The 18,296-nt window shown below is 57.1% G+C and carries 13 protein-coding genes and 1 tRNA gene; 6 read left to right on the forward strand and 8 right to left on the reverse strand.

The features are described from left to right. Positions 1 to 23: 23 nt before the first annotated feature. From HMPREF2562_RS09660 to HMPREF2562_RS09690, 7 genes are all read right to left on the reverse strand, one after another. Positions 24 to 2,093: an ATP-dependent DNA helicase UvrD2 gene (locus tag HMPREF2562_RS09660; RefSeq protein ID WP_070549928.1), complete on the reverse strand. Its 2,070-nt coding sequence runs from the start codon at positions 2,091 to 2,093 to the stop codon at positions 24 to 26. Positions 2,094 to 2,212: 119 nt separating this feature from the next. After that, on the reverse strand, positions 2,213 to 3,280 hold the full coding sequence (locus HMPREF2562_RS09665) for a potassium channel family protein (protein ID WP_049182182.1): 1,068 nt from the start codon (positions 3,278 to 3,280) through the stop codon (positions 2,213 to 2,215). Positions 3,281 to 3,395: 115 nt separating this feature from the next. Beyond that, entirely contained in the window at positions 3,396 to 6,890 is a 3,495-nt protein-coding gene (locus HMPREF2562_RS09670; protein ID WP_070429783.1) for an ATP-dependent helicase, read from the reverse strand. A gap of 2 nt (positions 6,891 to 6,892) precedes the next feature. Continuing rightward, positions 6,893 to 10,243 (reverse strand): ATP-dependent helicase, encoded by a 3,351-nt coding sequence (locus HMPREF2562_RS09675; protein WP_224433827.1) that lies wholly within the window; start codon positions 10,241 to 10,243, stop codon positions 6,893 to 6,895. A gap of 104 nt (positions 10,244 to 10,347) precedes the next feature. Continuing rightward, on the reverse strand, positions 10,348 to 11,199 hold the full coding sequence (locus HMPREF2562_RS09680) for a TIGR02569 family protein (protein ID WP_048733339.1): 852 nt from the start codon (positions 11,197 to 11,199) through the stop codon (positions 10,348 to 10,350). Positions 11,200 to 11,208: 9 nt separating this feature from the next. Further along, on the reverse strand, positions 11,209 to 12,117 hold the full coding sequence (locus tag HMPREF2562_RS09685) for a DUF3152 domain-containing protein (protein ID WP_049172838.1): 909 nt from the start codon (positions 12,115 to 12,117) through the stop codon (positions 11,209 to 11,211). Further along, a complete protein-coding gene (locus tag HMPREF2562_RS09690; RefSeq protein WP_042388469.1) occupies positions 12,117 to 12,341 on the reverse strand; it encodes a DUF3107 domain-containing protein in 225 nt (74 codons plus the stop codon). The genes HMPREF2562_RS09685 and HMPREF2562_RS09690 overlap by 1 nt, the downstream gene beginning before the upstream one ends. Positions 12,342 to 12,435: 94 nt before the next feature. On the opposite strand from HMPREF2562_RS09690, the gene HMPREF2562_RS09695 reads away from it, so the two are divergent. Together HMPREF2562_RS09695 and HMPREF2562_RS09700 are read left to right on the forward strand one after the other, a co-directional pair. After that, positions 12,436 to 13,800 (forward strand): DEAD/DEAH box helicase, encoded by a 1,365-nt coding sequence (locus HMPREF2562_RS09695; protein ID WP_049191109.1) that lies wholly within the window; start codon positions 12,436 to 12,438, stop codon positions 13,798 to 13,800. 68 nt (positions 13,801 to 13,868) lie between these two features. Next, a complete protein-coding gene (locus HMPREF2562_RS09700) occupies positions 13,869 to 15,200 on the forward strand; it encodes an Rv3212 family protein (protein WP_069359464.1) in 1,332 nt (443 codons plus the stop codon). Here HMPREF2562_RS09700 and HMPREF2562_RS09705 read toward each other — a convergent pair. Beyond that, positions 15,197 to 15,655: a hypothetical protein gene (locus HMPREF2562_RS09705; RefSeq protein WP_224783785.1), complete on the reverse strand. Its 459-nt coding sequence runs from the start codon at positions 15,653 to 15,655 to the stop codon at positions 15,197 to 15,199. The two genes, HMPREF2562_RS09700 and HMPREF2562_RS09705, sit on opposite strands and share 4 nt — an antisense overlap. Positions 15,656 to 15,755: 100 nt before the next feature. Between HMPREF2562_RS09705 and HMPREF2562_RS09710 the strand changes: the two genes are divergently transcribed. From HMPREF2562_RS09710 to HMPREF2562_RS09720, 4 genes are all read left to right on the forward strand, one after another. Beyond that, positions 15,756 to 16,862 carry a diacylglycerol/lipid kinase family protein gene (locus HMPREF2562_RS09710; protein ID WP_246819346.1) on the forward strand — a complete coding sequence of 369 codons (1,107 nt, stop codon included), beginning with the start codon at positions 15,756 to 15,758 and terminating at the stop codon, positions 16,860 to 16,862. 484 nt (positions 16,863 to 17,346) lie between these two features. Next, positions 17,347 to 17,616: a WhiB family transcriptional regulator gene (locus tag HMPREF2562_RS09715; protein WP_016422223.1), complete on the forward strand. Its 270-nt coding sequence runs from the start codon at positions 17,347 to 17,349 to the stop codon at positions 17,614 to 17,616. 76 nt (positions 17,617 to 17,692) lie between these two features. Continuing rightward, positions 17,693 to 17,767, forward strand: a complete 75-nt coding sequence (locus tag HMPREF2562_RS11200) for a 50S ribosomal protein bL37 (RefSeq protein ID WP_014300525.1) — start codon at positions 17,693 to 17,695, stop codon at positions 17,765 to 17,767. Between the two features lie 364 nt (positions 17,768 to 18,131). Then, positions 18,132 to 18,204 (forward strand) — tRNA-Ala (locus HMPREF2562_RS09720). The last annotated feature ends 92 nt before the right edge of the window (positions 18,205 to 18,296 follow it).

Below are 18,296 nucleotides of genomic sequence, written 5' to 3' on the forward strand. Positions count from 1 at the left end.
GAAGTGCCTTGAGCAGAATCTGACTAGGAATTCACGAAAGAATTGACGATTCCCAAGATGCCTTCGCCGAAATGATTGAGCTTCGCTTCTCCAATTCCGGGAATCTGCAGAAGTTCCTCCGGCGTAGTCGGCTGCTGCTCACCGATGGCCAGAAGGGTCGCATCGGAGAAGATTACGAATGCGGGGACCGTCATTTCCCTCGACATTTCCAAGCGCCATGCACGCAATGCTTCCAGTAGTGCAGGATCCGCACTGACTGGGCACTCTTCACAACGCCCTGAAATCCGCTCGGCATCGGTGTGCAATGGCTTAGTACAGCCCTTGCACTGTTTGGACTGCTGACGCTTACTGCGGGAACTAGAGCTCCTTGAGCTTCGCTGTGCCTCAGCCGAGTAGTCAGAGACATCAATGTCGAGTTCATCGAGGAATCGTGTGCGGCGACGTGACCTGCGGCCGCCTTCTGTCCGCGACAATGACCAAGATAGCTCCAGATGTTCGCGGGCTCGAGTAATGCCGACATAGAACAGACGGCGCTCTTCTTCGATGGCTTCCGCCCCCTGCGCAGGAGAACGGTCGAATTTATTCAGCGCATGTTGGATAGGCAGCGAACCGTCGGTAAGCCCAACGAGGAACACCGCATCCCACTCCAGCCCCTTGGCTGCATGCAGGCTAGCCAGCGTCACGCCATCCAGCGTCGGTGGATGTTTGGCCTGCTGCCGAGTGTGCAATTGGCCGAGGAGCGCCTGGATATTGACCTCGGTGTTGGCATGAACGATGTCCTTACACAGGTCGAATAGGGCGCGCAGTGACTGCCAACGTTCCCTGGCACCAGTGCCTTCCGGCTCTTGGTCAGTCATGCCAAGACCCGCGAAAACCTGCTTGACCAAATCCAACAGATTCGTGCCCTGCAATGTCGGAACAGTCCGTGAGGAACGGGAAACTCGCACAAGTGCTGCGATGGCATCGCGGATCTCGGGACGCTGGTAGAAACCGTCCCCGCCACGAACCTGGTAGGCGACTCCTACCTCGGACAAAGCCTGCTCAAAAACTGCGGACTGTGCGTTAATCCGGTACAAAACGGCAATCTCCGATGCCGGCGTACCCGCGTCGATAAGTCGCTTGATGCTGCGCGCGGTCGCGCGAGCTTCCATTGGCTCATCGTCGTACTGATTGAAAGTCGGCTCCGGGCCGTCTTCACGCTGCCCAATCAGCTTCAGCCGCGAGCCGGAGATACGTCCCTGCGCACGGCCGATGACATTGTTAGCCAGACCGACGACCTGTGGGGTCGATCGGTAGTCCCGCTGCAGGCGGACCACTGTGGCTTCCGGGTAGTCCCGAGAGAAGTTCATCAGGTATTGCGGAGTCGCGCCTGTGAAAGAGTAAATCGTCTGGTTGGCGTCCCCGACAACTGTCAGGTTGTCACGGTCTCCCAGCCAGGCGTTGAGAACTCGCTGCTGTAACGGGGTGACATCCTGGTACTCATCGACGACGAAGCACCGATACTGGTTGCGGAATTCCTCCGCCACTGCACGGGAATTCTCCATCGCACCGGCGGTGTGAATGAGTAGGTCGTCGAAGTCGAGCAATAGCCCGTCCGGGGTGGTTTTTATGTCCTCGTAAGCGCGATAGCAATCGACAATTTTCTCCGCAGACAGAGGCGCCGTGCGCCCATGCTCCCGCAGCGCGGCTTGGTACTGATCCGCACCGGCCAGAGTGGCCTTCGCCCACTCAATCTCGCCCATGACATCTCGGATTGTTTCCTTAGAGGTGTCCAGGCCCACTCGACGTACTGCTTGGGCGACAACACGGAATTTCTTGTCATCCAACAGCTGCCAGGGCATATCACCGGCGACTTGGGGCCAGAAGTAGCGCAGCTGGCGAAGTGATGCCGAGTGGAAAGTGCGCGCCTGGACTCCAGGCGTTCCCATCTTTGCCAGGCGGTCGCGCATCTCCCCTGCGGCACGCGAGGTAAATGTCACCGCTAATACCTTTTGCGGCTGCACAAACCCCTGGTCAATGAGGTACTTGATGCGATGAGTAATTGTTCGGGTCTTACCTGTACCGGCTCCGGCAAGAATGCACACCGGCCCCATCGGAGCCGTGGCTGCCTCACGCTGATCTGGATCCAGCCCAGCTAGATATTCCGGCTCGTTCACATCCGCCTCTGAGTAAGTCAAAAGTTGTTAGACCCCATTTTTAAACTTGTCGAGTGCTATTCGTCATTGCTGTAGACACGGCGGACGTACAGCAGCCGGTCGCCTGGCTCCACCGATTCACACTCCGGTGAATCAATTCGGTACAGCTCACCCGAGCGCACCACACCGAGTGCAATATCCGCGAGGTGCCGTGGGCTGGCACCGATTTCCTCTTCGGTGACGAGCCTCTCTGCAACAGAGAATCCTTCATCCGGGCTCAGGAGGTCTTCCATCATCTCCACCACCGAAGGAGTCACCGTGGCCAGCCCCAGCATTCGGCCGGCGGTTTCAGAAGAAATGACCACTTGGTCTGCACCTGACTGCGTCAACAAGTGGCGGTTTTCTGATTCACGCACTGAAGCCACAATTGAGGCACCCGGTGCCAACTCGCGGACAGACAACGTGACCAGCACCGCTGTGTCATCTTTGTTCGGTGCAACGACTATAGAGCGGGCACGCTGAATACCAGCTAACTTCAGCACATCAGATTTAGTAGCCGACCCATGCACCGTCGCCAAGCCTTGATTCGAAGCGTGGTCGAGTGCTTCCTTGTCCGTATCAATAACAACGATTTCTGCCGGATCTACGCCGTCCGCGAGAAGAGCTGCAATGGCAGAACGACCCTTGGTGCCGTATCCGATAACGACGGTGTGGTTGCGCAACTGTCTCCTCCAGCGCTGAATTTGCAGGGTTTTCCGAGACTCTTGGGTCAAAACGGTCAGAGTAGTACCGACCAAGAGAGCAAGGAAGGCCACACGCAGTGGCGTAATGATCAAAATATTGAGTAATCGAGCCCTCTGTGTGACCGGCGTGATGTCACCGTAGCCCGTCGTCGACAGGCTGACAGCCGAGTAATACACCGCATCGATGAAGGTGAGAGGCTCCGTGTATCCGTCGTGGTCGTAGTAGACCACGACGGATGCAATCAGCAGCAAAAACACGGCGTAGTTCAAACGACGTATGATTAGCCGCCAAGGATTCTTCGGCGCGGACTCAGGCAGACCAATGACTCCCAGCAGTGCATGCCCGGGAAGATCATTGAGCCCGGTTTCGTATCCCGAAGATTTCCGAATTGGATTACGCAACCGCTCCTCGCCTGCCTTTCATGAAAACTCCTCCCGGTGAAAAATAGCGCATACAAACTGCTGCTTTCACCTGGATAACTGGCCACGGCCACGCGGCAGTTACATACGTAGATGATTATCCAATCAGCTCGCGCATTTTCCTGTCTAACTCTATCCTGCTTGGCAGTAGCGCTTCATCTGGTATTAGCGTCCGTCCTGCCGAAACGTAGAAGAACCCGGCTTCAATGTCTTCGAGGGCAGTTTCCATTCCCATCTCGCGCAGCCTATCCGACCACGCCAGGCGGTAAATCGCCAGCTGTAGCGCCGCTACTTCCCTTTCCTTTCCGCGCGGCATCTGGCCTGTCTTCCAGTCAATGACGCTCCACTTCCCGTTGTCGTTAAACACCGCGTCGATTCGGCCGACGACCCGCCTCTGCCCGATGGCAATTTCAAACGGCACCTCTACATGCGTTGGCGTGCGGTCAGCCCACTCAGATGCCTCGAAATTCGCCTTCAATTTCTCCAGTTCGCGTTCGGACGCGACTTGTTCTGTGCCGAGGAAGTCATCCAGTTGATCCCCGAAGAGATCCTCATCGTCCAGCAGACTGTGTGCACCGAAGCGATTCTCCAACCAAGCGTGGAATGCCGTACCTCGGCGCGCGAATCGGTTTGGCTTAAACGGCACCGGGCGTGCTTTCCGACGAGCAAACGCGACCGGATCCGCAATCATCGCTTGGTATTCGCTAGTGGACATGCTTGTCGGCATTGGTAGATGAATCTCCGCGGCCTTAGCTCGAAGGATTTCATCCACGAGAATGGTCGTTTCCGTTTCCCATACCTCAGACAGGTCACCTGCAATGGGGCGCTCATCCTGGTCTTCGCCCATGTAGCGCATGACGCTTTCGGCTGCTCGCTGCACACTATCTCGGCGGTTGCCCAGGGTATCGACGGGCCAGACCACCCCATCAACCGCAGTGTCGCAGTCCAAATCGACTTCAGTGTCCTCTACCTCAGGGTCCTCCCCATCTGTCCACGACACCACATAGTCACTGAATTGAGTGGCGATGGCTGCGAAGTCCGCCGACACGTCGGTGGGTTTCTTCAAGCTCGGATTAGGCCGCCTGCTTGCAGTGACAATGAGCTTTTTCGCGGAGCGAGTCATGGCAACGTAGAAGAGGCGCTGTTTTTCTTCCCTCTCCACTTCTCGCAGCTCTTCCTTGTAGGCTTTGATCACCTTGTTGAGGTCGGTCTGGTTATCGGTGCCTGATATGTCCAGTTCGGGGGCGTTGCTATCGACAGAATCAGCGACAGGAGCCCAATCGCCTGCTGCAAGCTGCGTTGCATCCTCTGTTGTTTCCGCACTAGCCGTTAGCGGATCCACTTGAGTAATTGCGCCAGGAGGAAGCTGAACTGAATTGGTGAGCCACGATGACAAATCAACTCTGTCGAACTTGCTAGTGGTGATGCCCGGAACAGCAACGGTTTCCCACTCCAAGCCCTTTGACTTGTGCATAGTCATGATTTGGACACAGTTTTCCGGCATGTTCATAGGTGCCCGTTCCAAGCCATCATCGTGTTCGACAGCGAATTCCAGATAGTTCAAAAACCCTGTCACATCGTCCGAGATATTTTGAGAATACGTCGCAGCGATATCGACAAACCGATCCAGATGTGCAGTCGTCGGCCTGGTTATCGCGGTAGCGGAACCGTACTGTCCGGCCGCTGCTTCTACGCGAATTCCAAACTCAGTAGCGATGTCCTCGACCAGTTCCGGCAGAGGCTTATTCAGCGAGAACCGGCGTAGTTTTCGTAGGCTTGCACCCAACTGTGCGATGCGCACCATTGCTTCATCTGTGTAGTTCAGTGACTCGCTGCAGACCAACCGCCCATTTTTTTCCACACTGCCGCGCGCCAGCGGGGTGCCGTCGTAAAAACGAATATCCGGGTCGGCGATGGCGTGCCCCAGCCCCACCGCGGACGATGCTGCTTCGGCATCTTCCACGAGCTTGTCATACTGGCGAGCGAGCTGGGAAAGCGGTGAGGAGTCTGAAGTCTCTTCGACGTTGCCCTTCTTGCGGGCCAACTCGTCCTTTCCTGTGATTGCCAGCTGATCTACACGAGTGCGAAGTGCCTCCACGTCTGCGGCACCCAAATTGAACTGTGGGCTGAGTAGCAGACGCAGAGCATCCTGGTCTGAACTGGGGTCGACCAATATCTTCATCACCGAGGTGATATCCATGACCTCGGGCAAGTGCAGCAATCCAGCGAGTCCCACAATGATTGCAGGCACACCCCGCTCAGACAGTGCATCTAAATAGACAGCCGATTCAGCATTTGTCCGAACCAGGATGGCAGCATCGAGCTTGTTGCCAGCTGCTTCACATTCGCGTAATTGCGCCTCCATGCAATCTGCGATGTATGCAACTTCTTCCTCACCGGTTGCAGTGAAAGCAAGCTGCACCTCGCCCTGACCTGCTTTTGGCCCCGCATCCAGTGCCTCTACCGTACGAGCCTGCCCCGCAAAAGCACGGTCGGAGACTGCGTTAGCAAGCTGCAGCACTGACTGCGGGTTTCGCCAAGAAATGGTCAGTTGCTTTTTCTCCGCTGGCTGCCCATCCGACCGCGGAAAATCATTGACAAACTGCACAAGGTTTTCGGCCGTTGCTCCTCGCCAGCCATAAATTGCCTGCATCGGATCGCCGACAGCGGTGACACAACCACCGGAGAACAGCGCACGCAGGAACAGCCGCTGTGTGTGCGACGTGTCCTGGTACTCGTCGAGCATGATGATCTTAAAGCGACGCCGCTCCTCCTCCCCGACTTCCGCGAAGTCGGTGGCTAGCCGGGCCGCACGAGCCATCTGCATACCAAAGGTGGCTACATTTTCTTCATTGCACCGAGCTCGAACCTGCTCTACCAGCGGCAAAATCTCTAATCTCTCCCGCTGCTTATCGACGATGCCCTGTAGATCGCCAATTAGCCCCTCGCGTTTACCCTTCTGCGGGGTCTGCTCAATATTGCTGATGAACGCTTCGGTTTCCTCGCGAATCGCCTGCGGAGTAGACAAGTTTGAGTCGATGTTCGACCCCAGCTCAATAATGCGACTGGCCAGCGTTGATGGCGCAATATCGACATCAATTTCGGTCACATTGCGAGCTGTTTCCCAGGCCAACTGCCACTGCGTCGCGCCATCCATAATGGTGACCCCCGGCTCCGTCGGCAGCAAAAGACCATAATTGCTCACGACTTCAGAGGCATAGGCATCGTAAGTAAGCGTGGTTGGGGCAATGACCTCGAGGCTTGCTAGCACCTCTGGTGAAGCTTGTGCACGAAATGCAGCGGAAGAAGCAAGCGCATTCAGCTGTTGGCGGATACGGACGCCGAGCTCGCGCGCTGCCTTCCTGGTGAAGGTCAAACCTAGAACTTCTTCTGGGCGGATAAAGCCGTTGGCGACCAACCACACAACACGGGCAGCCATTGTCGCTGTTTTACCAGCACCGGCACCGGCGACAACAAGCATTGGTTCCATCGGTGCACCGATTACCGCCGCTTGTTGCGGGGTGGGCGGAAAGTCCTGCCCCATCATCTCCGACAGGGTGACGGGATCAATGATGGTTCGTTCCTCCGACATGACTACCGATTCCCTTCTGCTGCCGGGCACGCCTTCGAAAGCGTGCAGAACTTGCAATGATCACCAGCGAGCGCCAAGGCACGCGGGCCAGACGTCGCACGTGCTACCTGCTCTACGCGACGCTCCCAGTCAGCCAACTTGTCTTCCGTGAGCTTTGACTGTTCGCGGCTAGTGATAATGGTCTTATTGTGTGACTTTCGCGGAAATACCAGGTATGCCCCAGATTGTTCAATGCCTTCGCCGTTGTCCACAGCGAGCCCATCTCCGCTTTCAACGAGCTTCCCCTTCGACAGCGCCAGTTGATATGTAGCTAGCTGTGCGTGTCCTTCTACTTCTTTACCGGAGGGCGCTGTCTTACCGGTTTTAATATCGACGATTTGAACTGCACCATCAGCGTCTTCAATCAACCGGTCGATTCGTCCGACAATCACGATGTCATCGTTGATGTTGACATTTACTGGGACCTCGGTTCCGATATCTTTCTTAGTCTCAATCCACCGCTGCCAATCCTCCAGCCCGGTCAACCAGGTCTCTTCCTCAGTACGCTTACGCCACTCCGGATCATCGGACAGGTCCCCAAAAACACGCCGGATCTCAGACTGAGCCTCAGGCACAGTCACTCCCTTGGCGACTGCTTCTACCGCCTGATGCAGTAGAGAGCCCAGATACATGGCCGATGTCGGTGCTGATTTATCCAACATGGCCTTCAACGGACAACTCAGGGTTGCTTCCACCTTGGAGGGATTGATCCTCATCGGCTTCTTGTCATTTACCGGCTTCGAAGTCGACGGTGCACGGAGCCCCCACCAGGTGTCTGGATGTGCGCCAGCAACCTCAACCTGCGCCAATCGCGCGAGTTGACGTGCAGCTTGTCGACGCCGCGTCTCAGTCTCCGCATCGTCCACAACGGCTGCACGCAGTTCTGCCAGCAGTGACTCCACAGAGAGCACCCGTGGCAGGCCTTCACCGGCCCATGCGACATCTTCTGCCTCTGCAACATCCGGATTGCCGGCGTTTGCTTCATTAGCCGTAGCCCCGACTCCGTTCGCAGACGACGATGCTTCCGACTGTTTCACCAGCTCCGTCACCGAATTACCGAGCTTTTCAACGAGCTCGATAATAAACGGACTGGGAACTCCAACATCGTCAGGAGAATCGACTGCGGTCAGCAGTACCCTGTCGCTCGCCCGTGATACCGCGACGTGCAGCAAACGACGTTCCTCCGCCAGCGCATCCGCCATGGAATTGATGTACTCCCGCGGCTCAATTCCGTGATCAACGAGACCGATGAACTCGTTCTGCTTCATCACCGAGCCAGTCACACCGAGGCTGGGCCACTGGCCTTCCTGGACTCCGACAACCGCTACTGCTTTCCACTGCCTGCCCAGAGCCGCATGGGCTGAGAGAATGCGCACGGCATCGCGCTCTACCCCGCTACGGTCACGTGCGCCGATGGGCAGCTCCTGCTCTTCCACAGAAGCGATAAAACCGTCAACCGTCAGTTTTGGATTCAGCTCCACACGGTCACCAGCAAAGTCGAACAGTGCCATCACAGCATCCAAATCGCGGTCAGCCGATGCGCCAGCTGTACCGCCGCGCAACGATGCCGCCACCAGATGGTCTGCCAAACCAGTGGACTGCCAAATTGCCCACAAAGTTGCTTCCACACCATCGCGCAACGCTTCACGAGCTGCGCTCAACAGATCCAGCGGCACCTGCAGCGCCTGACGTTCACGCTGCGACAGAGACTCAATAAGCTCCAGCTGTTCAGCTGTGAGTCCCTCTGCCTTCAAGATTCCGATGAGCTGAGTCATCGCGGCCCCGCCGAACAGGTCGGCCTTTCGGATTCCGCGCAGCAGACGCTCTTTGACAATCGGATCCATGTTGACCAATGGGCCGGAGAGGAACTCGTCCCACTCCACGTCATCGAGCTGGTTCATAGTTGCCCGCAACGCCACCATCAGCGCTCGCACCAATCGCTGATGACTTAGCACGATGTCCGTTGGGTCAATCTGCACAGGCACACCCGCACGCGACAACGCACGGAACAGAGAGGACTCCCCTGCACCGGACCGGACGATGACCGCCATATCCTTCCATGCCACTCCCTCGTCAATATGAAGGCGCCGGAAGTAGTCCGCGACTGTGGCTCGCTGTGCACGTTCAGAAGGATGAATAGCTATGCTTACTGCACTTTTAGCTGCGTACGAGTTTTCCGCTGCGACGGTATCGCTGTTGTTTCCAACTTCGGATTCACGAGCTTCCTGTGCTCCAACTGAACCGACAATGCCACGGTATGCAGGAGCCTTAGGCAAGCGCTGAGAAACTGCGTTGACTAAATCCGCGATATCAGCGTTACAGCGGTAAGACTGCTGCAAGTGGATTGCCTTGTACTCGACCTCACCAGTCCCCCGGAGATAGTCATTATTAGCACCGCGGAAATGGAATACCGATTGATCTTCATCACCAGTAATGACGGCTACGGCCGCCTGCGACACAAACCGATCCACAAGACGCGCAGCTTCCGGGGATAGGTGTTCAGCATCATCGACCAGCACCACCGACTTTCCCCACCGAGCCAGTGCTTGCGCGTCTGTATCCAGCTCCATCAATGCCGCAGAGACAATCTCTGCAGCGTTCAGGCTGGGCTCCCACGCCAACCGCATAGTCTGCTGATACTCCGCCATAAACTTGCCAGCCGCACACCACGACTCAATGCCATAGTCCACGCCGAGCTGCTGAAGCCTCGGGGCATCAATCCCCCGCTCAGCTGCACGCAGCAGAAAGTCACGAACCGCACGGGAAAAACCGACTAACGGAAGAGCCGGGCGCAACCGCTCTGGCCAATACGCACCACCATCTTCCGCATGACCGGCCAAAAGTTGCCGCACGACAGCATCTTGGCGTGCACCAGTGGTCAACGATGGTTCAGGCTCTCCCCGACTGACAGCGGCATCACGTACTACTGCATAGGCAAGCGAATGCACGGCACGCACCATGCCACCTTGACCTGCCCCGACCGAACCGCCTTCCCCCAGTTCAGAGGAAAAACGCCTGTCAATATCCCGCCTCAATTCCGCGGCGGCCTCTTTTGACTGTGACACCACCAAAATGCTGTCCGCCGGAATGCCCGCCTGCATGTAGTCCACCGCGAGATCTGCCAGCAGCGAACTCTTACCAGTCCCTGGGCCGCCTAAAACGCGCACAACAGACTGGTTTACAAGCTTGTTCTCTACCACGAGCGCCTGATTATGGGAAGGGAAAAGCGCCTCTACCGCAGTACCCAACCACTGCCGACGACGAGGAGGTTCCTCCTGGACGAACCGAACCTTCGGCATTCCATCTACGTTCATGTGCACCATTGTGGCACAACCTCCGGACCAATACTCGAACACCCATTCGAAGTAAGGAGAAAAATACCCCCGCCCCAAAAAACTCCCGTAAATACTGCCCGGCGTTACTTAGACACAAACGCGCGAACTAGCGAAGCCGCGCGGAACAGACCGCGATACGCACTCGGCTGCGATTCTGGACTAACAGCGTGGACAAAAAGTCGATAACACATCGCACGAACGAGCAACTGACCGAAATCCGGCAGGTGATCGAAGCGCCGCAGTAGCTCCTCATCAGCCCCCATCATGGACAGACAATCCACTGCCGCCAAGGCAGCTGTCCAACCACGGACATGCCACGCTGGCACGATATCGGTGAGAACCGGGGCGGCCGTGCCGTCGTAAAGCAGCGTGCCGACGAGGTCTGCGTGACAGACCTGCAGAAGCTCCGTTGGCACAACCATCTCTGCCCGCAGCTGGAGAAGATCACCGGAGATCGTGAGAGCCTCGGCACAATCGGCGCGGGGGACGCTATCCGCGTCGAGAAGCTGCTCGAGGATGCCGATTGGGTCAGAGTCCCAAGCTGCGCGATTACACATGACGAAGTAATCGGGCTCTTTATCAAGGAGGAACTGTGGCCGTTCAATACTGGCAAGCGACTCTTCCACGCGACCAGCGGCCACAATGGTTTCATCGGCACGTGGCGCGAATCCCCCCGGGATGAAATGACGAGCCTGCCACCCAGCAATGACTAAGCGGCCGTCACTGGTACGCACGGATTTCGCCACTCGGACGCCATCGACATCTAGCGCACTGCGAACCTTTGCAGACCACAGCGCCTGCGCCGAATTATGTACCGGCGAAAGGACAATGGAATCGTCGTAGACCCAGCCATTGTCCCAAGCTCGCCCGGCACGATGCGGCTCGCCCTCGGCACCAAAGGCCTCTAAAACACGGTCGGGAGGAGTGGCGATCATAATCTGCTACTACCTTGCTTTCTGAGTCGGTGCGGCCGTATCGTCGTCCGCCCCAAATGGGTACGGCCAGCCGTTGACAGAACACGTCTTACCATCGACCTGATAGACCTCGCTGCTGTCGATTTTGTGCAGTTCATCGTTCGACACGCTCAGGGTCTGCTGCATCATGATTGGCGCGATACCGCCGTCCCTCGGACAGGGCTCGTGAACCGCGTACCCAAGTCCGTGACCAACCTCGTGATTAATAAGGTATTGGCGATACAATCCCAGGTCCCCCTCAAAAGGCAGGGCACCTCGAACCCACCGGGCGATACTGACGACCACGCGCCCAGGCTCACCTTCCCGCTGCCCAGACAGGTAACAGGAGGTCTCCATTCCCAAGGTGTTGCCGCACAGCTGATGTGCGGTTCCAGTCGCGGAAAGCTGCACGACAATCGTCGGATCCTGGTCGCGAGGCACTGCCTCGAAAGAAAAATCTGGATTAGCTGTCCAGCCACGTGGATCGGCCAGAATCGAGTTCACCGTCTCTGCAAAGGCGCGCTCGCCACCAATCGAAGGAACATCAATGTTGTCTTCAATTTCCACGGAATACCTGACCGCATTGTCGCGCCCCTCCCCAACACGGGGATGCGCCACGGTAACATCTTTAAAATTTCCCGAGGGTTCCGTGGCAAAGGCCGGACCGGGTGGCAACTGCCCTCCCTCGTAACCATCACCGTATCCCTCACCGGGCACCGGACCAGGGCGACCATTGCCACTCTGCGAGGCGACAGTGCCAGTGCCGGAACCTGAAGAATCATCTTCAGCAGTGAAGATGTCGAAGAGAATGATGACTGTGAGCACCACAAGTACAGGGATGGCATAGGCTCGCCACCCCCAACTCCTTGCAATGCGTACGAGAAAGGGTTCTTGCGTCATTAGGCGAAGAAGCCAACCTTACGGTCTGCGTTATTACCGGTACGGACGTAGGCGACCTTGTCAGCATTAATCAGGTACTCCTGACCAGCGCCGTCGCTGAGCTCAATCACACCTTCGCCAGCAGCCAGCTTCTGGGAGATCGCAGCCTTGACCTCCTCGCCACCAGCGACGTTTTCAATGTTCAGCTCACGCGTATTGTCTGCAAATCCAATAGTGATGTCCATAGGTGACATCATAACCATTCCCAAAGCGGCTAGGATTAGAGAGACCGATTAAGCCGTCGTGTCACGTGAGGTTACAAACAGCAAAGGAGTCGCCGTGGCAGAGTCCCAGTCCCCGACATTCGTCGAATTGGGGGTCGCCGCGGAAATCTGCGACGCACTCGCCGACGAAGGAATCACCCGCACATTTGCCATCCAGGAACTGACGCTGCCCTTGGCGCTCGACGGCACGGACATCATCGGCCAAGCCCGTACTGGAATGGGAAAAACTCTTGGTTTTGGTGTCCCCCTTATTGACCGCGTCTTTGATGACGCCCGCATTCCAGAACCGGATGGCACTGCCCGCGCAATCATCATCGTCCCCACCCGTGAGCTATGTGTGCAGGTCGGCGAGGATTTGGCCCGCGCTGCGCACTCAACCAATCTGCGTGTGTGCACTATTTACGGTGGCCGCCCCTATGAGGAACAGATTGAACAGCTAGACCGCGGCGTGGACATCATCGTCGGTACTCCCGGCCGTCTCATCGATCTTTACCAGCGCAATAATCTAGAGCTGTCAGGCGTAAAGATTTTGGTTCTCGACGAGGCCGACGAGATGCTCGACTTGGGCTTCCTTCCGGACATCGAGAAGATTCTGGCTGCGGTGCCAGATGAACGTCAGACCATGCTCTTCTCGGCAACAATGCCGGGCCCAATTCTGACTCTCGCACGTACCTTTATGAATCGCCCGGTGCACATCCGCGCTGAATCAGGCGAGGAAGAGGCCACAGTCCACGAGACCACTAAACAGATTGTTTTCCAATCGCACCAGATGGATAAGGTCTCGGTCATTGCCCGCATCCTGCAAGCCAACGGTCGTGGTCGCACCATCATTTTTGCTCGCACGAAGCGCGGCGCCGCCTCGGTTGCTGAGCAGCTCGGCGAGCGCGGCTTCCTGGTCACCGCCGTCCACGGCGATATGGGCCAGCCTGCACGTGAGCGCTCGCTGACGGCGTTCCGCAATGGCGACGTCGACGTCCTGGTCGCAACCGATGTCGCGGCTCGCGGTATCGATATCGACGATGTCACCCACGTCATCAACCACCAGGTGCCCGATGACGAAATGACCTATGTCCACCGCATCGGCCGCACCGGCCGCGCGGGACACAGCGGTGTCGCCGTTACGCTCGTCGGCTGGGATGAAACCACAAAGTGGAAGGCTATTTCAGATGCTCTCGACCTGGACATGGCCGAGATTCCGACGTGGTTTTCCACCTCCCCCGAGCTCGCTGAAGCTCTAGACATCCCCGAGGGGATCGATGAGAAGGTCGGGCCAGCCCGCCCGGTGTTGGGTTCCAGACCACCTCGCGGGCGTGGCGGAAGAGGCCCGCGAAACAACCGCTCACAGGCTCATCATCGCAATCGCGGCCAAGGACGAAGCTCAAAGCGGGCCGGCCACTCCAATTCTCATCGTCGCAGCTAGGCCGCTGCGCGTGCCAACTCCCCGCCTCACCTCTCGCCACGACCACTCGTCGACAGGACATTCCAACCGTGCTGCAGTCACCACAAGCCAACGCTGAGCCCACCACTGCAGAGACCCGACTGCGCCGCAATCGAATCGCATCAGTAGTTCTCATCATCGCCGTAGTGCTAGTCGTCGGTTGGACATGGGTCGCTTCTCCGGCTCGTAAGGTCGATCGCACTGAATCCACGGCACCGACGAGCAGCACAGCGCAAGCCCCGGCCGCGAACGATCCGGAGGCAATGCCACATACTCTCCGGCCGGTGTGGTCCACTGAATCGTCGGCAAGCACAAGCACGCACACCATCTCCCCGGCGCCACTGGTGATGGACAACTCCCTCATCGTTGCTGAGAACAAGGGCGTGCGTGCTATCTCGCTTAACGACGGCACGGAGCGCTGGCACTATCGACGAGATATTCCGCTTTGTGCGCTCTCGGGCAGTGATGGCCAAGTTTTCGCGACTTTTCGTGGGGCAGCTGGCTGCGGTGAGACCGTTGCACTCAAGCCCGACTCGGGGCAGTATGTCGCGACCCGTAAATCGATTGCGGCTGACAGCCCTGCCGCCGTGCGCTCGAACTCATACGCGGGTGTCTACGACTCTGGATTCCTGGAGCTGTGGCGCTCTGACCTGGTCCGAGTAGTCGAGTACGGCAAGATTCCAGCGTCTCCGGAACCGAAGATGCAGCCGCATCCGGAGTGTTCGATTATCAGTGCGCTCACGCGCGTGGAGCTGCTGGCCGTCGTAAACAACTGCGATGGTCACGGGCGCCTGGTCATGCAGGCGGCAAATCCGGAGGAGTCTCGGAAACCGGAGGTCAAGAGCGATATTGACCTTGGTCCGGTAACTGCAGATATGTCACTGGTATCGATTGGCCAGGACACGGCGGCGGTACTGTCAGACAATCGCATCCGAGTTTTTCGTATGGACGGCACGATGCTGACTGAATTGGCGCTGGATGAGACTACCCTGCGCCCAGCACCGGCGGAAGCTAACTCCAACGGCGATGCCCCGCGTGCGCCTTTTACAACGGATCTTCCCCATCACATGACGTGGTGGTCGCCGCGTGGTTTACTGGGCTTCCGCCCGAGCACCCTGGCGCCGGATTTCGAGTTTCCTGAGGCCACAGGAACCCCAGCTCCATGGGGTGAGCATGTTTTCATGCCAGTCGCTGACGGAGTCGCGGTATTGAATGCCAAGACTCTCGAGATTATCGGCACACTCCCGTTGCCTGCAGCTGCGAAGTCCACTCATGCAAATAATGCGGACAAGCCGGAAGTGCCCGTGCGCCTTGCGGTTGTCGGTGACACGCTACTAGTTCAGCGCGGTGAGTCAGTCGACGCGTTCGCCATCGAAGCTTAGAAAGAGCGGGCAGCCCAATCAATCGCCTTCGGACTAAACATACAGGCCAGCGCAGCAATTGAAGCTGCCGCCGTCGGTAGAGCAAGCAGAAAAGCGCTCGAGCGGAACATGTAATAGGCCACGCCCAGCAAGCAGAGGTTGAGCATAATAATCGGCCCGCGCCCCCATCGGGCGCCACGCAGCAACATAATCGCACCAGCGAGAACAGCGCCGAAAATGAGAAGGAACCACAGCGCGGTACCCCAACCGGAAATGACCGCGGCCTCGTCGCGGTACCCCATCAAATCACGAATGAGAAGGAAAATCCCGTAGCCCAGACCGAGGGCACATTCGGCGACACCAATCCACGCACCGACCATAACAACCTGAGGTGCGGCGATCGGCCCGTCGGCTGCCGCAAGCTGGTCGGTAGTACGCGATTTGGGCGCATTGCTGCTGTTTTTCTGGTTACTCACGCCCTACATGTTAGCCCGGTGCGAACCGATGAATACACCCTGGAGGCATACCGGCTAATGCGCCCATCACAAGTCTGCTCATGCACTATTCTTGGTGCCTGTGCGTGCGTTGCTAATCTCCAATCCAAATTCGACCAGTAACACTGCTCGACGTATGCCCGGCGTTGTGCGGGCGCTTCGCTCGGTCGAGGGGATTCGCTTGACATCCATGTTTACCGCCTACCCTGGCCATGCTGCGGAAATGGTGGCGGGAATAACGGTTCGCGATTACGACGTCATTATTTCTCTCGGCGGCGACGGAACCATTAACGAGATTGTCAATGGGCTCATGAACTCCAACCCATTCTCCGCACTGCCTGCCACTGACCTGCCTGTCATCGCGACAATTCCCACCGGCAGCGCCAACGTTTTGGCAGGTGCGTTGGGTATTCCCCGCGACCCCGTAGATGCCGCGTGGTACATCGCAAGTCTGCTGCGCTCCCGAACCCGCAGCAATATCAGCGTTGGACATGCAGCGGAGCGATGCTTCGTGGTCAATGCCGGTATCGGCATCGATGCGGAAGTCATTTCCACCATGGAACAGCTCCGACAAAACGGTACCCGCGCCAAAGCCGTGCGCTATTTGCCGGCAATTTTCACCGCATGGAATCAGTTGCGCAAAAGCCCGCCACAAATCACCGCAACTATCGACGGCACGGAGTTTGGCCGTGATCTCGCAATGGCCGTGGTGTCCAACTCCAATCCCTGGACATTCCTCGGCGACCTCCCCATCGTCACCAACCCCACTGTGTCACTGCGCAGGGGCCTGGGCTTTTATGGCTTCACTTCCCTGAGGGGAGTGACGGGACTTGTCGCCGCAGCCAATTTAGCCGGTTTCTTCACCCGACTGCGTTCCCCCTTCCACGTCGAAGCCCGCGAACGACGCGCCGACAACGTCCAGCACATCGAGCTCACCGCTACTGCCCCACTTCGTCTCCAGTTGGACGGCGAGTACATCAATCAGTGTGAGTCCCTCAACATCCGTGTTAAGCAAGGCGCTATCAATTTTGTGGCGCGTGCCGACGATTACACCGAGGACCAGTTCACCAAGAAAGTCGCTACCCGCCCCGTGGACGAGCGCTTGCTCGTTGTGGTGACCAAAAAGGTCATGGATCGCACACGCCGACTGTTCAGTGCTAGCCAAAAAGCCGAGGCAAACCCGACTTAAACTGCAACTGTTTACTGACAAGCCAACAAAAATGCGCCATACACCCTCACTACTGCAATTACCAAAACTAATTTTACCCCCACAAAGGGCTAGTTTTGACCTGGCGTTTTAACCAAAACTTCACTTTTCTGTGAGGTTTGGCACTTTTATTCATTTTGCTCTTTACGAACCGCCCCAGTCGTGAAAACATGTAAATCGTCAGCGAGACAGGCACGCAGTTCACTGGTTGTGTAACCATGCAAGTCTCGCCTTTTTAGGCGCAAACTCTTTGGTGAGTCCCCACTACCTTTCACGTCATATAGGCGATGGAACAGGTGGCCCCTCCCAAGATGCCTAATACCCCTGGGCAACCGGGAATGAACCCCAACCTTCGTTGAGATACGGCGATTTGTCGTGTCTGACGAAATCCATTTCCGGAGCTGCCTTCCCGCAAGGAAATTTAACCCTGCCCTCACCCGGGCTCGTAATGTTTTAGGAGTTTGTCATGGATTGGCGTCACAAGGCCGTTTGTCGTGAAGAGGATCCGGAGCTGTTCTTCCCGGTCGGTAACTCCGGCCCGGCTCTCGCCCAGATTGCTAAGGCCAAGGTCGTTTGCAACCGTTGCCCCGTTACTGCTCAGTGCCTGGCCTGGGCACTTGAGACCGGCCAGGATGCAGGTGTCTGGGGCGGCATGAGCGAGGATGAGCGTCGCGCACTGAAGCGCCGTCGCAACCGCGGCCGCACCCGTCGCACTCGCACCAGCACCACGGTCTAATTAAAGGACTTACCCTCGTACCGTGTAATCTATACCGGTTGATACCTGTTTAACCCGATAGAAAGAGAGCCCAGCTATGAGCAAGCGTGGCCGTAAGCGCAAGGACCGCCGTAAGAACAAGGCTAACCACGGCAAGCGTCCGAACAGCTAAGTTGCCCTTAGTTGCAGCAGTCTTAGCCATCACCGGCTAAGACATCTCACTCCACTCCAGCACAACTCGGTATTGCACCGAGGGACGGGGTGGAGTTTTTTATGCCTCCAGCGGATACCTCAACGGGTAGCAGGTCTGAAAGTGACTAGGTTTATGACACATGAATTGAATTCACCCGCAGTTTTTTGTCATAAACCTAGTCACTTTCAACACCTTTTCGATGCCTCGTCGATACCGCATCCTCGCTTTCCGGATTAACCATCCGCCAGAACCTTACCAGCGAGTTTGGAGCCCAAACCCCACCGGAGTAACGTCTGAAAACAGAGCTTTTACAGCAGCTCCAGCTAGGTTGCTCGAAAGCAATGGGGCTATAGCTCAGTTGGTAGAGCGTCGCGTTCGCAATGCGAAGGTCAGGGGTTCGATTCCCCTTAGCTCCACAAATAGCTCCACAAAAATATCCCAGGCCACATCACCGTGACCTGGGATTTTCCCATTACGGGGTTAAGTAGCAAAAAGTGTGTCCGCTCGG

The organism is Corynebacterium sp. HMSC077G07 (assembly GCF_001809225.1).
In the GTDB taxonomy this organism is placed as follows: domain Bacteria; phylum Actinomycetota; class Actinomycetes; order Mycobacteriales; family Mycobacteriaceae; genus Corynebacterium; species Corynebacterium jeikeium_D.